The organism is Azospirillum sp. A26, from assembly GCF_042604635.1.
GTDB classification, from domain to species: Bacteria; Pseudomonadota; Alphaproteobacteria; order Azospirillales; family Azospirillaceae; genus Azospirillum; species Azospirillum palustre.
Window position 1 is genome coordinate 1615872 of the sequence record NZ_CP170472.1, and the last position, 14932, is coordinate 1630803.

17 protein-coding genes and 1 tRNA gene are annotated in these 14932 nt (G+C 65.7%); 3 read left to right on the top strand and 15 right to left on the bottom strand.

Annotated features, from left to right (window positions below):
• From ABNQ39_RS08185 to ABNQ39_RS08240, 12 genes are all read right to left on the bottom strand, one after another.
• Complete coding sequence (locus ABNQ39_RS08185) at nt 1-615, bottom strand: NADH-quinone oxidoreductase subunit J (protein WP_376956728.1); 615 nt, start codon at nt 613-615, stop codon at nt 1-3.
• An 18-nt stretch (nt 616-633) separates the two neighbouring features.
• On the bottom strand, nt 634-1122 hold the full coding sequence (gene nuoI, locus ABNQ39_RS08190; protein WP_042693501.1) for an NADH-quinone oxidoreductase subunit NuoI: 489 nt from the start codon (nt 1120-1122) through the stop codon (nt 634-636).
• Between the two features lie 118 nt (nt 1123-1240).
• Nucleotides 1241-2251: an NADH-quinone oxidoreductase subunit NuoH gene (gene nuoH, locus ABNQ39_RS08195; RefSeq protein WP_098739368.1), complete on the bottom strand. Its 1011-nt coding sequence runs from the start codon at nt 2249-2251 to the stop codon at nt 1241-1243.
• On the bottom strand, nt 2244-4307 hold the full coding sequence (gene nuoG, locus ABNQ39_RS08200; RefSeq protein WP_376956731.1) for an NADH-quinone oxidoreductase subunit NuoG: 2064 nt from the start codon (nt 4305-4307) through the stop codon (nt 2244-2246). The genes nuoH and nuoG overlap by 8 nt, the downstream gene beginning before the upstream one ends.
• Nucleotides 4308-4322: 15 nt before the next feature.
• The gene (nuoF, locus tag ABNQ39_RS08205) at nt 4323-5612 is read right to left on the bottom strand and encodes an NADH-quinone oxidoreductase subunit NuoF (RefSeq protein ID WP_109052068.1); all 1290 of its coding nucleotides are present in this window, start codon (nt 5610-5612) and stop codon (nt 4323-4325) included.
• 16 nt (nt 5613-5628) lie between these two features.
• Nucleotides 5629-6255 (bottom strand): NADH-quinone oxidoreductase subunit NuoE, encoded by a 627-nt coding sequence (nuoE, locus tag ABNQ39_RS08210; protein WP_376956734.1) that lies wholly within the window; start codon nt 6253-6255, stop codon nt 5629-5631.
• On the bottom strand, nt 6252-7400 hold the full coding sequence (locus ABNQ39_RS08215) for an NADH-quinone oxidoreductase subunit D (RefSeq protein ID WP_244560922.1): 1149 nt from the start codon (nt 7398-7400) through the stop codon (nt 6252-6254). The genes nuoE and ABNQ39_RS08215 overlap by 4 nt, the downstream gene beginning before the upstream one ends.
• A 107-nt stretch (nt 7401-7507) precedes the next feature.
• Entirely contained in the window at nt 7508-8137 is a 630-nt protein-coding gene (locus ABNQ39_RS08220; RefSeq protein WP_200192576.1) for an NADH-quinone oxidoreductase subunit C, read from the bottom strand.
• A gap of 87 nt (nt 8138-8224) precedes the next feature.
• Complete coding sequence (locus ABNQ39_RS08225) at nt 8225-8770, bottom strand: NuoB/complex I 20 kDa subunit family protein (protein ID WP_174470176.1); 546 nt, start codon at nt 8768-8770, stop codon at nt 8225-8227.
• Nucleotides 8761-9129, bottom strand: coding sequence for an NADH-quinone oxidoreductase subunit A (locus ABNQ39_RS08230; protein WP_045580751.1), 369 nt, complete (start codon nt 9127-9129; stop codon nt 8761-8763). The genes ABNQ39_RS08225 and ABNQ39_RS08230 overlap by 10 nt, the downstream gene beginning before the upstream one ends.
• A gap of 314 nt (nt 9130-9443) precedes the next feature.
• Nucleotides 9444-9520 (bottom strand) — tRNA-Asp (locus ABNQ39_RS08235).
• Nucleotides 9521-9719: 199 nt separating this feature from the next.
• Nucleotides 9720-9947 carry a hypothetical protein gene (locus ABNQ39_RS08240; protein WP_376956737.1) on the bottom strand — a complete coding sequence of 76 codons (228 nt, stop codon included), beginning with the start codon at nt 9945-9947 and terminating at the stop codon, nt 9720-9722.
• A 162-nt stretch (nt 9948-10109) separates the two neighbouring features.
• Between ABNQ39_RS08240 and ABNQ39_RS08245 the strand changes: the two genes are divergently transcribed.
• Together ABNQ39_RS08245 and ABNQ39_RS08250 are read left to right on the top strand one after the other, a co-directional pair.
• On the top strand, nt 10110-10394 hold the full coding sequence (locus ABNQ39_RS08245; protein WP_376956739.1) for a hypothetical protein: 285 nt from the start codon (nt 10110-10112) through the stop codon (nt 10392-10394).
• A gap of 96 nt (nt 10395-10490) precedes the next feature.
• Nucleotides 10491-10940 (top strand): hypothetical protein, encoded by a 450-nt coding sequence (locus ABNQ39_RS08250; RefSeq protein WP_376956741.1) that lies wholly within the window; start codon nt 10491-10493, stop codon nt 10938-10940.
• A 9-nt stretch (nt 10941-10949) separates the two neighbouring features.
• On the opposite strand, the gene ABNQ39_RS08255 is transcribed toward ABNQ39_RS08250, so the two are convergent.
• Entirely contained in the window at nt 10950-11417 is a 468-nt protein-coding gene (locus ABNQ39_RS08255; RefSeq protein WP_376956743.1) for a hypothetical protein, read from the bottom strand.
• Between the two features lie 173 nt (nt 11418-11590).
• Between ABNQ39_RS08255 and ABNQ39_RS08260 the strand changes: the two genes are divergently transcribed.
• Nucleotides 11591-12244 carry a DsbA family oxidoreductase gene (locus ABNQ39_RS08260; protein ID WP_376956745.1) on the top strand — a complete coding sequence of 218 codons (654 nt, stop codon included), beginning with the start codon at nt 11591-11593 and terminating at the stop codon, nt 12242-12244.
• Between the two features lie 58 nt (nt 12245-12302).
• On the opposite strand, the gene ABNQ39_RS08265 is transcribed toward ABNQ39_RS08260, so the two are convergent.
• Nucleotides 12303-14240, bottom strand: a complete 1938-nt coding sequence (locus ABNQ39_RS08265) for a propionyl-CoA synthetase (protein ID WP_376956747.1) — start codon at nt 14238-14240, stop codon at nt 12303-12305.
• Between the two features lie 186 nt (nt 14241-14426).
• On the bottom strand, nt 14427-14915 hold the full coding sequence (locus tag ABNQ39_RS08270; RefSeq protein WP_376956749.1) for a DUF3574 domain-containing protein: 489 nt from the start codon (nt 14913-14915) through the stop codon (nt 14427-14429).
• Nucleotides 14916-14932 lie beyond the last annotated feature (17 nt).

Below are 14932 nucleotides of genomic sequence, written 5' to 3' on the forward strand. Positions count from 1 at the left end.
TCACACGCCCTCCCCGGTCGAGACCTTGCGAATGACGACCACCTCTTCCCGGCGACGGGCGATCTGGGCGCCGACATTCTGTTTGCGCACGCCCGGACGGTGCCGCAGCGTCAGCACGATGGCGCCGATCATGGCGATCAGCAGGACGATGCCCGACGCCTGGAACAGGTAGACGTACTGGGTGTACATCAGCCGGCCCAGCGCCTGGGTGTTCGACACCTGATCGAAGGCCGGGGTCGGCGCGCCGGCGATGGCGGCGACGTTCGGCGCGACGATCCAGCCGCCGAGCACCGCAGCCAGTTCGGCCAGCAGGATCAGCCCGACCAACGCGCCGAGCGGCAGCGCTTCCATCGCGCCCTTGCGCAGCTCGCGGAAGTTGATGTCGAGCATCATCACCACGAACAGGAACAGCACGGCGACGGCGCCGACATAGACGATGATCAGGATCATCGCGATGAACTCCGCCCCCATCAGGAGGCAGAGACCGGCCGCCTGGAAGAAGGCGAGGATCAGGAAAAGGACGGAGTGAACGGGGTTCCGCGCCGAGATGACCATCACACCGGAGGCCACCAGCAGCGCGGCGAACACGTAGAAGGCGATGCCTTGGAGTATCATCGTTTTTCTCGCTTCCGCTTACCGGTAAGGAGCCTCGGCCGCGAGGTTCTGGGCGATTTCCGCCTCCCAGCGGTCGCCGTTCGCCAGCAGCTTCTGCTTGTTGTAGAAGAGCTCTTCCCGGGATTCGGTGGAGAACTCGAAGTTCGGCCCCATGACCACCGCGTCGACCGGGCAGGCTTCCTGGCACAGGCCGCAGTAGATGCACTTGGTCATGTCGATGTCGTAGCGCGTGGTGCGGCGGCTGCCGTCGTCACGCGGTTCGGCCTCGATGGTGATGGCGAGAGCCGGGCACACCGCTTCGCACAGCTTGCACGCGATGCAGCGCTCCTCGCCGCTCGCATAGCGGCGGAGCACATGCTCGCCGCGGAAGCGCGAGCTGATGGGGCCCTTCTCATAGGGGTAGTTCAGCGTGACCTTGGGCTTGAACATGTAGCGCAAGGTCAGCGCCATGCCGCCCAGCAGCTCGGTCAGGAACAGGCTGCGCGCCGCGCGGTCGAGGAACGCCATGGCCTCTTCGTCTCCTTCCTCGCCGGCGGCCGCTCCCATTCGATGGGTTGGCTCGCCGGCACTCAAATCGACACGTCAATGGTGGGTTCGGTGCAGGCTGGCTTGGCCGCGATGCCGCTTACTTCGGCAGCCAGCCGAAGGTCACCAGGACGCCGGCGGTCAGCACGACCCAGAACAGCGACAGGGGCAGGAAGACCTTCCAACCCAGCCGCATCAGCTGGTCGTAGCGGTAGCGCGGCACGGTGGCGCGAACCCAGACGTAGGTGAACAGGCAGAACGCGATCTTCAGCGCGAACCACACGATGCCCGGCACCCAGGTGAAGGGCGCGAAGGGCAGCGGGGGCAGCCAGCCGCCGAGGAACAGGATGCTCGTCATCGCGCTCATCAGGATCATGTTGGCGTATTCGCCAAGGAAGAAGAGCGCGAAGGGAGCGGAGCTGTACTCCACCATGAAGCCGGCGACCAGCTCAGACTCGCCTTCCGGCAGGTCGAAGGGGGCGCGGTTGGTTTCCGCGAGCGCCGAGATGAAGAACATCACGAACATCGGCAGCAGCGGGATGCAGAACCAGACCTTCTCCTGGGCCCGAACGATGTCGGTCAGGTTCAGCGAGCCGACGCACAGCAGCACGGAGATGATGATGAGGCCCATCGAGACCTCGTAGGACACCATCTGCGCCGCGGAGCGCAGCGCGCCGAGGAAGGCGTAGCGCGAGTTCGAGGCCCAGCCGGCCATCACGATGCCATAGACGCCCAGCGAGGAGATCGCGAACAGGTACAGCACGCCGACGTTGATGTTGGACAGCACCACCCCGTAGTCGAACGGGATGACCGCCCAGGCGATCAGCGCCAGGAAGAAGGTCAGCATCGGCGCGACGTAGAACACGACGCGGTTGGCGCCTTCCGGCAGGATCTGTTCCTTGGCGAACAGCTTCAGGCCGTCCGCGAAGGGCTGCATCAGGCCGAAGGGACCGACGATGCTCGGACCCTGGCGCATCTGCATCGCGCCCATGATCTTGCGCTCGGCATAGGTCATGAAGGCGACGGCGACCAGCAGCGGCACGGTGATCGCCAGGATCTGCAGGACCATAATGATCAGCGGCAGGAGAAAGCCGCTCCAGAACTCAGCCATGGGTGCCAGTCCTCTCCTGAGCAGGGCCCACCAGCGCTTCCGTGCAGTTGGCCATCGTCACCGACGCCCGGCTGATCGGGTCGGTCATGTAGAAGTTGGTGATCGGCGTCACGAAGGGCGCCGCGTCCACCGGACCCTGCGCGCCGAACGGCGCCCAGCTGGCCGGTGTCATCTCGCCGACCGCACCGAAGATCGGGTTCGCCGCCATCAGCCGCTGACGCAGCTGGCCGTGGGTGTCGAAGGGCAGCGTGGTGCCCAGGACTTCCGACAGGGCGCGGACGATCTTCCAGTCCTCGCGCGCTTCACCCGGCGGGAAGACCGCAAGGCGGGCGAGCTGCGGACGGCCTTCGGTGTTGACGTAGACCGCGTTCTTCTCGGTGTAGGCGGCACCCGGCAGGATGACGTCGGCGCGGTGGGCGCCGGCATCGCCATGGTGGCCCTGATAGACGACAAAGGCATTGCCCAGCTTCGCGGTATCGATCTCGTCGGCACCCAGCAGGTAGACGAAGTCGATCTCGCCCTTCGACGCGCCGTCGAGAATGCCGTGAACGTCTCGGCCACCCTCGCCCGGCAGGAAGCCGGCTTCGATGCCGCCGACCCGCGCCGCGGCGGTGTGCAGCACGTTGAAGCCGCTCCAGTCGTCGCGGAACATGCCGTAGGCCTCGCCGACCAGACGGGCGGCGGCCTGCACCGCGAGACCGTCGGCGCGCTGGAAGGCGCCCATGCCGACGATGATCATCGGGTTCTTGGCGGCGCGCAGCGTCTCGGAGAACGGGTGGCTGCCGTCGATCAGCTGCTGCAGCGTCTCCGGACCGGAGCCGATCACGCTGTAGGGGTAGGTCAGGTCGCGCTGCTCGCCGATGGAGGCGATGGTAACGCCGCCCGCCATATAGCGCTTGCGGATGCGGGCGTTGACCAGCGTGCCTTCCCAGCGCGGGTTGGTGCCGACCAGCAGGATGACGTCGGCCTTCTCGATGCCGGCGATGCCCGAGTTGAACAGATAGCCGGCCCGCACCGAGGTGTCGAACCGCGCACCGTCCTGGCGGCAATCCAGATTGGCAGAGCCGAGCCGCGACAGCAGCTCCTTCAGCGCGAACTGCGCCTCGACATCGACCAGATCGCCGGCGATGGCGGCGACGCGGTTGCCGGACAAGCCCTTCAGACGCGCCGCGACGGCGGTGAAGGCCTCGGCCCAGCTGGCCGGGACCAGCTTGCCGTTCTGGCGGATATAGGGGCGGTCCAGACGCTGGCGCTTCAGCCCGTCATAGGAGTAGCGGCTCTTGTCGTTCAGCCACTCCTCGTTGATGTCGTCGTTGACGCGCGGCAGGACGCGCATCACCTCGGGCCCACGGGCATCGACGCGGATGTTCGAGCCGACGGCGTCGAGGACGTCGATGGTCTCGGTCTTGCGCAGCTCCCACGGACGCGCCGTGAAGGCGTAGGGCTTGTGGGTCAGCGCGCCGACCGGGCAGACGTCGGCGAGGTTGCCCGACAGCTCGGAACCGATGGCCTTCTCGACGAAGGTGGTGATCTCCATGTGCTCGCCGCGATAGACGGCGCCGACATCGGGAACACCGGCCACTTCGTTGATGAAGCGGATGCAGCGGGTGCAATGGATGCAACGGGTCATGATGGTCTTGATGACCGGACCCATATACTTGTCCTTGACCGCCCGCTTGTTCTCGCCGTAGCGGCCGCGGTCGAAGCCATAGGCCATGGCCTGGTCCTGCAGATCGCACTCGCCGCCCTGATCGCAGATCGGGCAATCCAGCGGGTGGTTGATCAGCAGGAACTCCATGACGCCCTTGCGGGCCTTCAGGACGGTCTCGCTGTTGGTGCGGACGACCATTCCGTCGCCGCAGGGCATGGCGCAGGACGCGACCGGCTTGGGCGCGCGCTCCATCTCCACGAGGCACATGCGGCAGTTGGCCGGCACGCTGAGGCGCTCATGGTAGCAGAAGCGCGGAATCTCGATCCCCAGCTGCTCGCAAGCCTGGAGGATCGAGGTGCCCGGCTCGACCTCGATCTCGATCCCGTCGATGGTGAGTTTCGGCATGGGAACGGGAACTCCTTACTCGGCCGCCAGCGGGGCGCTGTTGCGGTAGGCCTGGATGCGCCGTTCCACTTCCGGGCGGAAGTGGCGGAACAGGCCCTGGATCGGCCAGGCGGCAGCGTCGCCGAGCGCGCAGATGGTGTGGCCTTCGACCTGCTTGGTGACCTGCAGCAGCATGTCGATCTCTTCCATGCGCGCGTTGCCTGTGACCATGCGCTGCATGACGCGGCTCATCCAGCCGGTGCCTTCGCGGCACGGCGTGCACTGGCCGCAGGACTCATGGGCATAGAAGGACGACAGGCGGGCGATGGCCTTCACGATGTCGGTGGACTTGTCCATCACGATCACCGCGGCGGTGCCGAGGCCCGACTGCACTTCGCGCAGGCTGTCGAAGTCCATCAGGACGGTGTCGCAGATCGACTTGGGCAGAACCGGGACCGACGAGCCGCCGGGGATGATGCCCAGCAGATTGTCCCAGCCGCCGCGCACGCCGCCGGCATGCTTCTCGATCAACTCCTTCAGCGGGATGCCCATCTCCTCTTCCACGTTGCACGGCTTGTTGACGTGCCCGGAGATGCAGAAGAGCTTGGTGCCCGAGTTCTTCGGACGGCCGAGGCCGGCGAACCAGGAGGCGCCGCGGCGCAGGATGGTCGGAACGACGGCGATGGATTCGACGTTGTTCACCGTGGTCGGGCAGGAATAGAGCCCGGCCTGAGCAGGGAACGGCGGCTTGTTGCGCGGCTGGCCCTTCTTGCCCTCGATCGACTCGATGAGCGCGGTTTCCTCGCCACAGATGTACGCGCCCGCACCACGGTGGATGTAGACGTCGTAATCGTAGCCGGTGCCGCAGGCGTTCTTGCCGATCAACCCCGCCGCATACGCCTCGTCGATGGCGCGCTGGACGTTGGAGCCCTCGTTGTAGAACTCGCCGCGGATGTAGATGTAGCAGGCACTGGCACCGATGGCGAAACCGGCGATCAGGCAGCCTTCGATCAGCTTGTGCGGATCGTGGCGCAGGATGTCGCGGTCCTTGCAGGTGCCGGGCTCGCCCTCGTCGGCGTTGATGACGAGGTAGACGGGCTTGTCGGTCACGTTCTTCGGCATGAAGGACCACTTCATGCCGGTCGAGAAGCCGGCGCCGCCACGGCCGCGCAGCCCCGATTCCTTCACCTGCTCGATGATCCAGTCCCGGCCGTTGGCCAGGAAGGATGCCGTGTTGTCCCAGTCACCGCGCTTGCGGGCTCCGTCAAGACCGAAGTCCTGGTAGCCGTAGAGGTTGGTGAAGATGCGGTCCTCATCGCGAAGCATCGCTGTCCCCTCCCCCTCAATCTTCCGCTTGCGCGGTGGTAAAGGCCTTCAGCGTCGTCGGGCCGCCGACCGGCTCCGAGGACTGACGGCCGCTCTGCGAACCGGGCTTCGGCGTCTCGCCGCGCGCCAGCGCGTCGAGGATGCGCTCCATATGCTCCGGGGCCACGTCTTCGTAGTAATCGTCACCGATCTGCACAACCGGCGCGTTGACGCAGGCGCCCGAGCACTCGACCTCGCCCAGCGTGAATTGGCCGTCGGCCGTGGTCTCGCCCACCTCGATGCCGAGCTTCTTCTTGCAGGTGTGGACGATGTCGTCCGACCCGCGCAGCCAGCAAGGGGTGGTGGTGCAGACCTGGATGTGGTGCTTACCGACCGGGTTCTTGTTGTACATCGTGTAGAAGGTCGCGACCTCGTACACGCGGATCCGCGGCATGCCGAGCAGGTCGGCCACGGCGTCCATGGCGACGCGCGGCAGCCAGCCGCCGTTCTGGCGCTGGGCCACGTCCAGCAGCGGCATGCAGGCGCTGGCCTGCTTACCCTGCGGGTACTTGGCGATGATGCGCTTCGCCAGCTCCAGGTTTTCCTGGGTGAAGGTGAAGCTGGTCGGCTCGGCGTGGCCGTGATCGGAAGCGGGCGCGCTCATCGATCGATTTCTCCGAAAACGATGTCCATCGAGGCGATGTTGGCGACGGCGTCGGCCAGCATGTGACCCTTCGACATGAAGTCCAGGCCCTGAAGGTGGGCGAAGCCCGGCGCGCGGATCTTGCAGCGGTAGGGCTTGTTGGTGCCGTCAGACACCAGATACACGCCGAACTCGCCCTTGGGCGCCTCGATGGCGGTGTAGGTCTCGCCGGCGGGAACGTGGAAGCCCTCGGTGAAGAGCTTGAAATGGTGGATCAGCGCTTCCATCGAGCGCTTCATCTCGCCGCGCGGCGGCGGGGAGACCTTGCGGTCCTCGATCTTGTACGGACCGGCCGGCATCTCCTTGCAGCACTGGCGGATGATGCGCAGCGACTGCTTCATCTCCTCCATGCGGACCAGATAGCGCGCCCAGCAGTCGCCGGTCAGGCCGACCGGGACGTCGAACTCCATGCGGTCGTAGACCTCGTAGGGCTGCGACTTGCGCAGATCCCAGGCGACGCCGGAGCCGCGCAGCATCGGACCGGTGAAGGCCCAGTCGAGCGCCTGCTCCTTGGTCACGATGCCGATGTCGACCGTGCGCTGCTTGAAGATGCGGTTTTCGGTCAGCAGGCTCTCGAGGTCGTCCATGAACTTCGGAAAACGCTCGGTGAAGGCCCAGATGTCGTCGAGTAGACCGTCCGGGATGTCCCAGGCGACGCCGCCCGGCCGGAAATAGTTGGCGTGCAGGCGGGCGCCCGACACACGCTCGTAGAACTCCATGAGGATTTCGCGTTCCTCGAAGCCCCACAGCGCCGGCGTGATCGCGCCGACGTCCAGCGCGCCCGTCGTAATCGACAGGATGTGGTTCAGGATGCGCGTGATTTCCGAGAACAGCACGCGGATGTACTGGGCACGCAGCGGTGCCTTGATCTGCAGCAGGTTCTCGATGCCGAGCACATAGGCGTGCTCCATGCACATCGGGCTGACATAGTCCAGCCGGTCGAAATACGGCACGGCCTGGATGTAGGTCTTGTACTCGATGAGCTTCTCGGTGCCGCGGTGCAGCAGGCCGATGTGCGGATCGCAACGCTCCACCACCTCGCCGTTCAGCTCCATCACCAGACGGAGCACGCCGTGGGCGGCCGGATGCTGCGGCCCGAAATTCATCGTGTAGGGCTTGATCTGCGTCTTGGTCTCCGGACCGGAGACGCTGATCGGCGCGCCGGGACCAGTCGTGACGACGCCGGTCGCCGAGTCGGTCGAAACGGTCATGCTCACGGCTTCTTGCTCCCGTCCTGGAGGGCCGCCTTCTCGTCGCCGGGCAGCATGACATTGGTCATGCCTTCCCACGGGCTGAGGAAGTCGAAGGCGCGGAAATCCTGGGTCAGACGGACCGGCTCGTAGATCACGCGCTTCTGGTCCTCGTCGTAGCGGGCTTCGACGTAGCCGGTCAGCGGGAAGTCCTTGCGGAAGGGGTGCCCCTCGAACCCGTAGTCGGTGAGGATGCGGCGCAGGTCCGGATGGTTCTCGAAGAAGACGCCGAACAGATCCCACGCCTCGCGCTCGAACCAGTTCGCGGCGCTGAAGACGGCAACGGCCGACGGGACGGGCGTGTCCTCGTCGGTGGCCAGCTTCACACGCATGCGCCGGTTGTGGGTGTAGCTGAGCAGCTGGTAGACGACCTCGAACCGCTCCGCGCGGTCGGGGTAATCAACCGCGGTGATGTCGGTCAGCTGCTCGAACCGGGTGGCCGGGTCGTCGCGCAGCGCGGTCAGCACCGCCAGGATGGCCGGCCGTTTGACCGTCACCATCAGTTCGCCGAGCTTCACCTCGACCTTGAGGACGTCGCCGCCGATCTTGGCGGCGATGACGTCCCCGAGTTCCTTCAACGCCTGTTCGGACATGGGTGGGACCCTGCCTTCCTACTTGTCTTCAGCGCGCTTGTCGTTCGTCCCGCCTCCGGCGGCCGGAAGCGGGACGGTACGCCGTGGTCAGCGGGCGATGCGATTGCCGCGCTTGATCTTCTTCTGGAGCTGGAGGATGCCGTAGATCAGCGCCTCCGCCGTCGGCGGGCAGCCGGGCACATAGATGTCCACCGGCACGATCCGGTCGCAGCCACGCACCACCGCGTAGGAATAGTGGTAGTAGCCGCCGCCGTTGGCGCAGGACCCCATCGAGATGACCCAGCGCGGCTCCGGCATCTGGTCGTAGACCTTGCGGAGCGCCGGAGCCATCTTGTTGGTCAAGGTACCGGCGACGATCATGCAGTCGGACTGGCGCGGGCTGGGACGCGGAATGACGCCGAAGCGGTCCAGGTCGTACCGGCTCATATAGGCGTGGATCATCTCCACCGCGCAGCAGGCCAGACCGAAGGTCATCGGCCACAGCGAACCGGTCCGGGCCCAGGCCAGCAGATCCTCGTACTTCGCCAGCACGAAGCCCTTGTCCTGGATCTCGTCGGAGACCGCGCGGATGTAGGCATCCTGTTCCGGTCCGGGCGGAATCGGCGCCAGCGGCTTGGCGACCTCTACTCCCATTCCAGAGCTCCTTTCTTCCACTCATAAATGAAGCCGATGGTCAGGATGCCCAGGAACAGCATCATCGACCAGAAGCCGAACAGCCCGATGTCACCGAGGGCGACCGCCCACGGGAACAGGAAGGCGACTTCCAAGTCGAAGATGATGAACAGGATCGAGACCAGGTAGAACCGCACGTCGAACTTGGTGCGCGCGTCCTCGAACGGCTCGAAGCCGCATTCGTAGGGGGAGACCTTCTCGGCGTCCGGGTTCTTCGGGCTGATGACGTAGGATGCCCCCACCATCACCGCGGCCAGCGCGATGCCGATCAGCAGAAACACCAGGATCGGAAGATACTCAATGATCAGCGGAGTCGACACCGCGTTCCTCCCATAAGCCCACGACCACGGGCGCCGTTCCGGCCGGGAAATCGGCGGAAGCGCAAAGCCGTGGCAGCCATGCCTTGGATTAGCCCATCAGACGGGCCGGAATATATGCCGAGACCGTGGGCAAGGAAAGCGCTTTGAATCGCTTTTCACCACGCGGAAGGACAAGCCAGCCCCCGCGCTAGACCCTGGTAATACCACGTTTTTAAAATAGGGGAAAGGGAAGACAATATGCATGCGAAAAAGGACCCGCAATTTGCGAGTCCTTGGATCATACTGGCGCTTGACGCCGAATTTGAAAGAGAAAGTGGCGCGAGTGACGGGACTTGAACCCGCGGCCTCCGGCGTGACAGGCCGGCGCTCTAACCAACTGAGCTACACCCGCGCAGAGCGACTTGTTCGAAACACCTGATCGTCACTGAGCCAAAGGCTTGTTTCGCTTAGTGTTTTTCACCGGAGCCGTTAAGGCCCCCGTCGTTCGGTGGGCGGTTTGTAGTCGCCCGGGCCGCTGCCTGTCAATCACCAAATTGCAAAAAAATCCTCTCCGGCAAGGCCTGCCGTTCGCGGGCGTTTCACCGGTGCCCTCAGGGCAGGCGATGGGCGGCGCGGCGCAGTTCATCGAGCCGATCGAAGGCCAGCAGCATGCCGGCAGAGAGTTCGCGGTGGTCGACGGCATCGGGTCCACCGAAACGGGTCAGCGTTTCCTCCAACGCGCGGGCCAGATGTTCGGCGACGTCGAGATGCTCCTGCTCCAGCGCCAGTTCCAGCGCGGCGAGAATGCGGTCGCCCAGCCGCCGATCGTTCGAAGTCATGCGTTTCCCCACCCTGGTCCTGTACCGCGCGGCAAGGCGCCACCCCGGTCACGTTGCCCCGATCATACCAGCTTGGCCCCGGCGGCGCGGAGTGATTCGCATCGCTGCGACATTTCGGAGGCAGCCCTTCCGGAGCGCCCTACCCCGTGCGATAGTCGCGCCATGCCGATCCACAGCTCGCTCCGTCTTCGACTGACCGCCCTGCTGCCGTCCCTTGTGCTGTTCGCCTCGGGACCGGCGATGGCCGCCGCGAATGTCTCCGCTGCCCAGTCGGAGGCCAAGGAGATCGCCAAATCGATGGGCAACTGCACACCGGCGAAGGTGGAGGTGCTGCGCTATACCGTGGGACGGGAGGGAGCGACCACCTTCAAGGTCGGCTGCACGGAGGACAAGGATGCGTTCGTCGTCGTGCAATGCCGCTCGCGCATCTGCACCCTGTTGCGCTGAGGTCCGCCCCAGCGGTGAATTCACCGCTTGTTAACCGCGTTCGCGTGCACTGTGCGGGATCGGTCACTGCACATGCATAGCGATGGGAACTGCTGGATGGTGGGCACGGGCATGGTCGCAGGGTTGGAAGCGACGCGAATTGGCCGGATGCGGGGTTGGATCGCCGTTTCGCTCGCGATTACGGCACTTGCTCTTGCCGGCTGCACCTCACCGCTCGGGCTGGCGGCGGCCGGTGCGGATGTCGTGACGCTGAACGCCACCAAGAAGACCATTGGCGACCATATCGTGTCGGCCGCCACGGGACGCGATTGTTCGATCCTGAGTTTCGAGAAGACCGGCGACTATTGCCCTGACAAGGTCGAGATCGACCGGTCCCGTGTCTATTGCTACCGCACGCTGGCCGACGTCGAGTGCCACCACATCCCCGACCCCTACCGCAACGGCAACACCGCGCTCGCCAGCCCGCCGCCCGACATCCGCACCCTGCCGCGCAAAAAGGGCTGGTTCGACGACACGACGCCCTACGCCCCCAACAGCGGTTCGTAGGGGCTCGCCTCAGCGCACCTTCTTCGCGACAAAGGCCTTGGCAATCGCCATCATCGCCTTTTCATGATTCGGCCCGCCCGCCGGGGCATCGTGGATCGTGGCACCCTTCGCAGAGCCCGGCCCGGCGGACTTGCCGGCAGGGGCGGTCCGTTGCGGGGCCAGATGTTCGTCCGGTTCGCGGCCCAGCTGGTTCAGCAAATTCTCAAGCGCGTCACGGCTGAGACCGGAGGCTGACGGACGCCCTCCCCCCGCACCGCCCGCGGCGGCCGGGCGCGCGGCCGGCCTGCTGCTGGCCGGACGGCCGGCGCGTTCGATGGCAGCCGCCGCGATGGCCTTCAGGAAGGGTTGGGCAATGCCGCGCAACAGGTCGGGATCCTCGACGGCCCAGGCCATCAGGAGCTTCTGCGCATTCATCCGGCTGCCCTTGGCCGCCAGGATCGCTTCGCGCACCTTGCCGTCGACGTAGGAATTGCTCATCGGGAATCGCCCATCGGGATATGTCCGCCGGCCGCAGAATGACGGGCGGAGCCACCCCGGACTGTCGGACCAACTCGGTTAACAAACGGTTGCAAGCCGGGAGGGGCCGACGATGGCGTGACGGCATGGAAGAAGCGGTTGCCCGATCCGGGGCACGCGCCGATAGTGGTGGGATGCTGATCGAAACCTTCGCCGACCTGATCTGCCCCTGGTGCTACATCGGCAAGCGCCGGCTCGACCGGGCGTTGATGCAGCGGCCCAACCTGCGCCCGGAACTCCGCTGGCAGCCCTTCCAGCTGAACCCGGACATGCCGCGCGGCGGGATGTCGCGCGAGGACTATCTCGCCGCCAAGTTCGGCGGATCGGAACGGGCGCGGCAGATCCATCGGGTCGTCGAGGACACTGCGGCACGCGACGGGCTGCCGCTTGCGCTCGACCGCATCCAGCGCACACCCAACAGCTTCGACGCCCACAGGCTGGTCCGCATCGCCGGGCGCCAGGGGCTGGGCAATGCCATGGCCGACGCGCTGTTCGCCGCCTATTTCGTCGAGGGCGTCGACATCGGCGACCCGGACGCGCTGGCCAGCGTCGCCGCCGGTCTGGGACTGGATTTCGTCGAGACGCGGCGCCAGCTGTCGAGCGACGCCGAATCGGCCGCCGTGCTCGCCGCCGACGCCCTGGCCCGCCAGATGGGATTGCAGGCGGTCCCCTGCTATATCTTCAACCGCCGCTACGCCCTGTCCGGCGCGCAGGAACCGGCGAGCTTCCTGCCGCTGCTCGACCTCGGCAGCGAGGAACCGGAAAACCTGTCGGTCGTCGCCGGCTGATCCGGCAAGCGGGACGGAAAAAGGCGGCCGGGAGGCCGCCCCGTCCCTGTCCGGCGTGTCAAGCCGGCGTGCTGCTGGTCTTGGCGTAGCCCAGCGTTTTCAGAGCGTCGGCGATCTCCGGCAGGATGCCCGGATCGTCGATGGTCGCCGGCATCTTGTAGTCCTGGCTGTCGGCGATCTTCTGCATGGTGCCGCGCAGGATCTTGCCCGACCGCGTCTTCGGCAGGCGGTCGACCACCAGGGCACGCTTGAAATCGGCGACCGGGCCGATCTGCTCGCGCACCAGTTGGACAACCTCCTTGACGATCTCCTCATGCGGTCGGGTGACGCCGGCCTTCAGGCAGACGAAGCCCAGCGGCACCTGCCCCTTCAGGTCGTCGGCCACGCCGATCACCGCACATTCGGCGACGTCCTTGTGGCTCGACAGCACCTCTTCCATGGCGCCGGTGGAGAGACGGTGGCCGGCGACGTTGATGATGTCGTCGGTGCGGGCCATCACATAGACATAGCCGTCATCGTCGACGAAGCCGGCATCGCCGGTCTGGTAATAGCCCGGGTAGTCGGCGAGGTAGGACTTCTTGAAGCGCTCGTCGGCGTTCCACAGCGTCGGCAACGTGCCCGGAGGCAGCGGCAGCTTGACGCAGATGGCGCCGATGTCGCCGCGCGGAACCTCCTTCAGCTCGGCATTCAGCACCCGCACGTCCCAGCCCGGCATCGGGCGGGTGGCGGAACCGTACTTGATCGGGAACAGGTGGACGCCCAGCGGGTTGCCGGAAATCGCCCAGCCGGTCTCGGTCTGCCACCAATGGTCGATCACCGGGACATTCAGATTGTCCTCGGCCCAGTGCAGCGTGTCGGGGTCCGACCGCTCGCCGGCCAGGAACAGGGCGCGGAAGTGCGACAGGTCGTACTTCTTCAGGTAATTGGCGTCCGGATCCTCGCGCTTGATGGCGCGGAAGGCGGTGGGGGCGGTGAACAGCGTGCCGACCTTGTGCTGCTCGATCACGCGCCAGAAGGTGCCCGGATCGGGGGTGCCGACCGGCTTGCCTTCGAAGACCACGGTGGTGCAGCCGGTCAGCAGCGGCGCGTAGACGATGTAGGAGTGGCCGACGACCCAGCCCACGTCCGACGCAGCCCAATACACCTCGCCCGGCTTGACGTTGTAGATGTTGGTCATGGTCCAGCGCAGCGCCACCGCATGGCCGCCATTGTCGCGCACCACGCCCTTGGGCTGGCCGGTCGTGCCGGAGGTGTAGAGGATATAGAGCGGGTCGGTCGCCTTCACGGCCACGCACTCCGCCGGCTCGGCCGTCGCCACCGCCTCGGCCCAATCGACGTCGCGGCCGGCGATCAGCGCCGCCGTCTCCTGCGGGCGCTGCCAGACGATGACGCTGGACGGCTTGTGGGCCGACTGCTCGATGGCGGCGTCCAGCATCGGCTTGTACTTGACGATGCGGTTCGGCTCGATGCCGCAGGAGGCCGAAACGATGGCCGTCGGCTTGGCGTCGTCGATGCGGGTCGCCAGTTCGTGCGGGGCGAATCCGCCGAACACAACGGAATGGACCGCACCCAGACGAGCACAGGCCAGCATGGCGACCAGCGACTGCGGGATCATCGGCATGTAGAGGAGAACGCGGTCGCCCTTCTCCACGCCCTGGGCGCGCAGAACGCCGGCGAAGCGGGCGACCTGATCCAGCAGTTCGGCATAGGTGATGGTCTGGACGGTCTGGGTGACCGGGCTGTCATAGATGATCGCCGCCTGATCCCCACGCCCGCCTTCGACATGGCGGTCCACCGCGTTGTAGCAGGTGTTCAGCTCCCCGCCGGTGAACCAGCGGTAGAAGGGCGCATTGCTGTCGTCCAGCACCTTGTCCCACGGCTTGAACCAGGAAATGTCCTTCGCCGCCTCGCCCCAGAACCCGGCGGGGTCCGACAGGGAGCGGGCATGCATCTGGTCGAAAAGCTCGGCAGTTGTGGTGCTGGCGGTCGGGCTCATGGCAGGGCGTCCCTCGTTCTATTTTGGTACTATTCAGTGCGCATTTCCTCTCGGCCGCGAAACGATCCGTTACGCGACCTCCACAATCTGCGACAAAAGCATAAGTGCAGGCAAATGTCAGAAGGTCGGGGGTGCGACGGGCTGTCGCATTCCGAAACGGTGAAACACTGTTCCGAAACCTGGAATTCAAAAGGAAACGCAGACCGGCCGAACGACAAGCGCGACCGATTGCTGGTGGAAACGCCCCTTGTACAGATCGACGATTTCGCGGATCAGGACCAGCGTCGCCGGGTCGCCATCGGCCAGCAGCGTGAGGATTTTGCTGGGTTCGCGCACCAAGCGCCCGGTCTCGATGTCGCGCCAGTGACCCGACCCGTCGGTGACGGTCAGGCCGTTGGGAAAGCGTGGCGTTACCTCTCCGTTCAGGAAATCGGTCCAGTCGCGCTCGCTGACGCCGATCTCGCTGCCGATGTTCCGACCAAAGAACAATTGCGCCTCGATCATCGCGCCGGCCGCATAGGCGTCACAAACGAGCGCCGGTGCCATCGCCGTCGGGACGGGTGCCAGTTGGGCCGCGGCGGGGCCGGCCAGCAGAAACAGCGAAAGCGCGGCGGAGGAGAGGCTCGGGACAATCCGCGTGAGGGGCCATGTGACAGGCCTGGTGACGGGGCGCATCGGTGTTTCTCCATTCG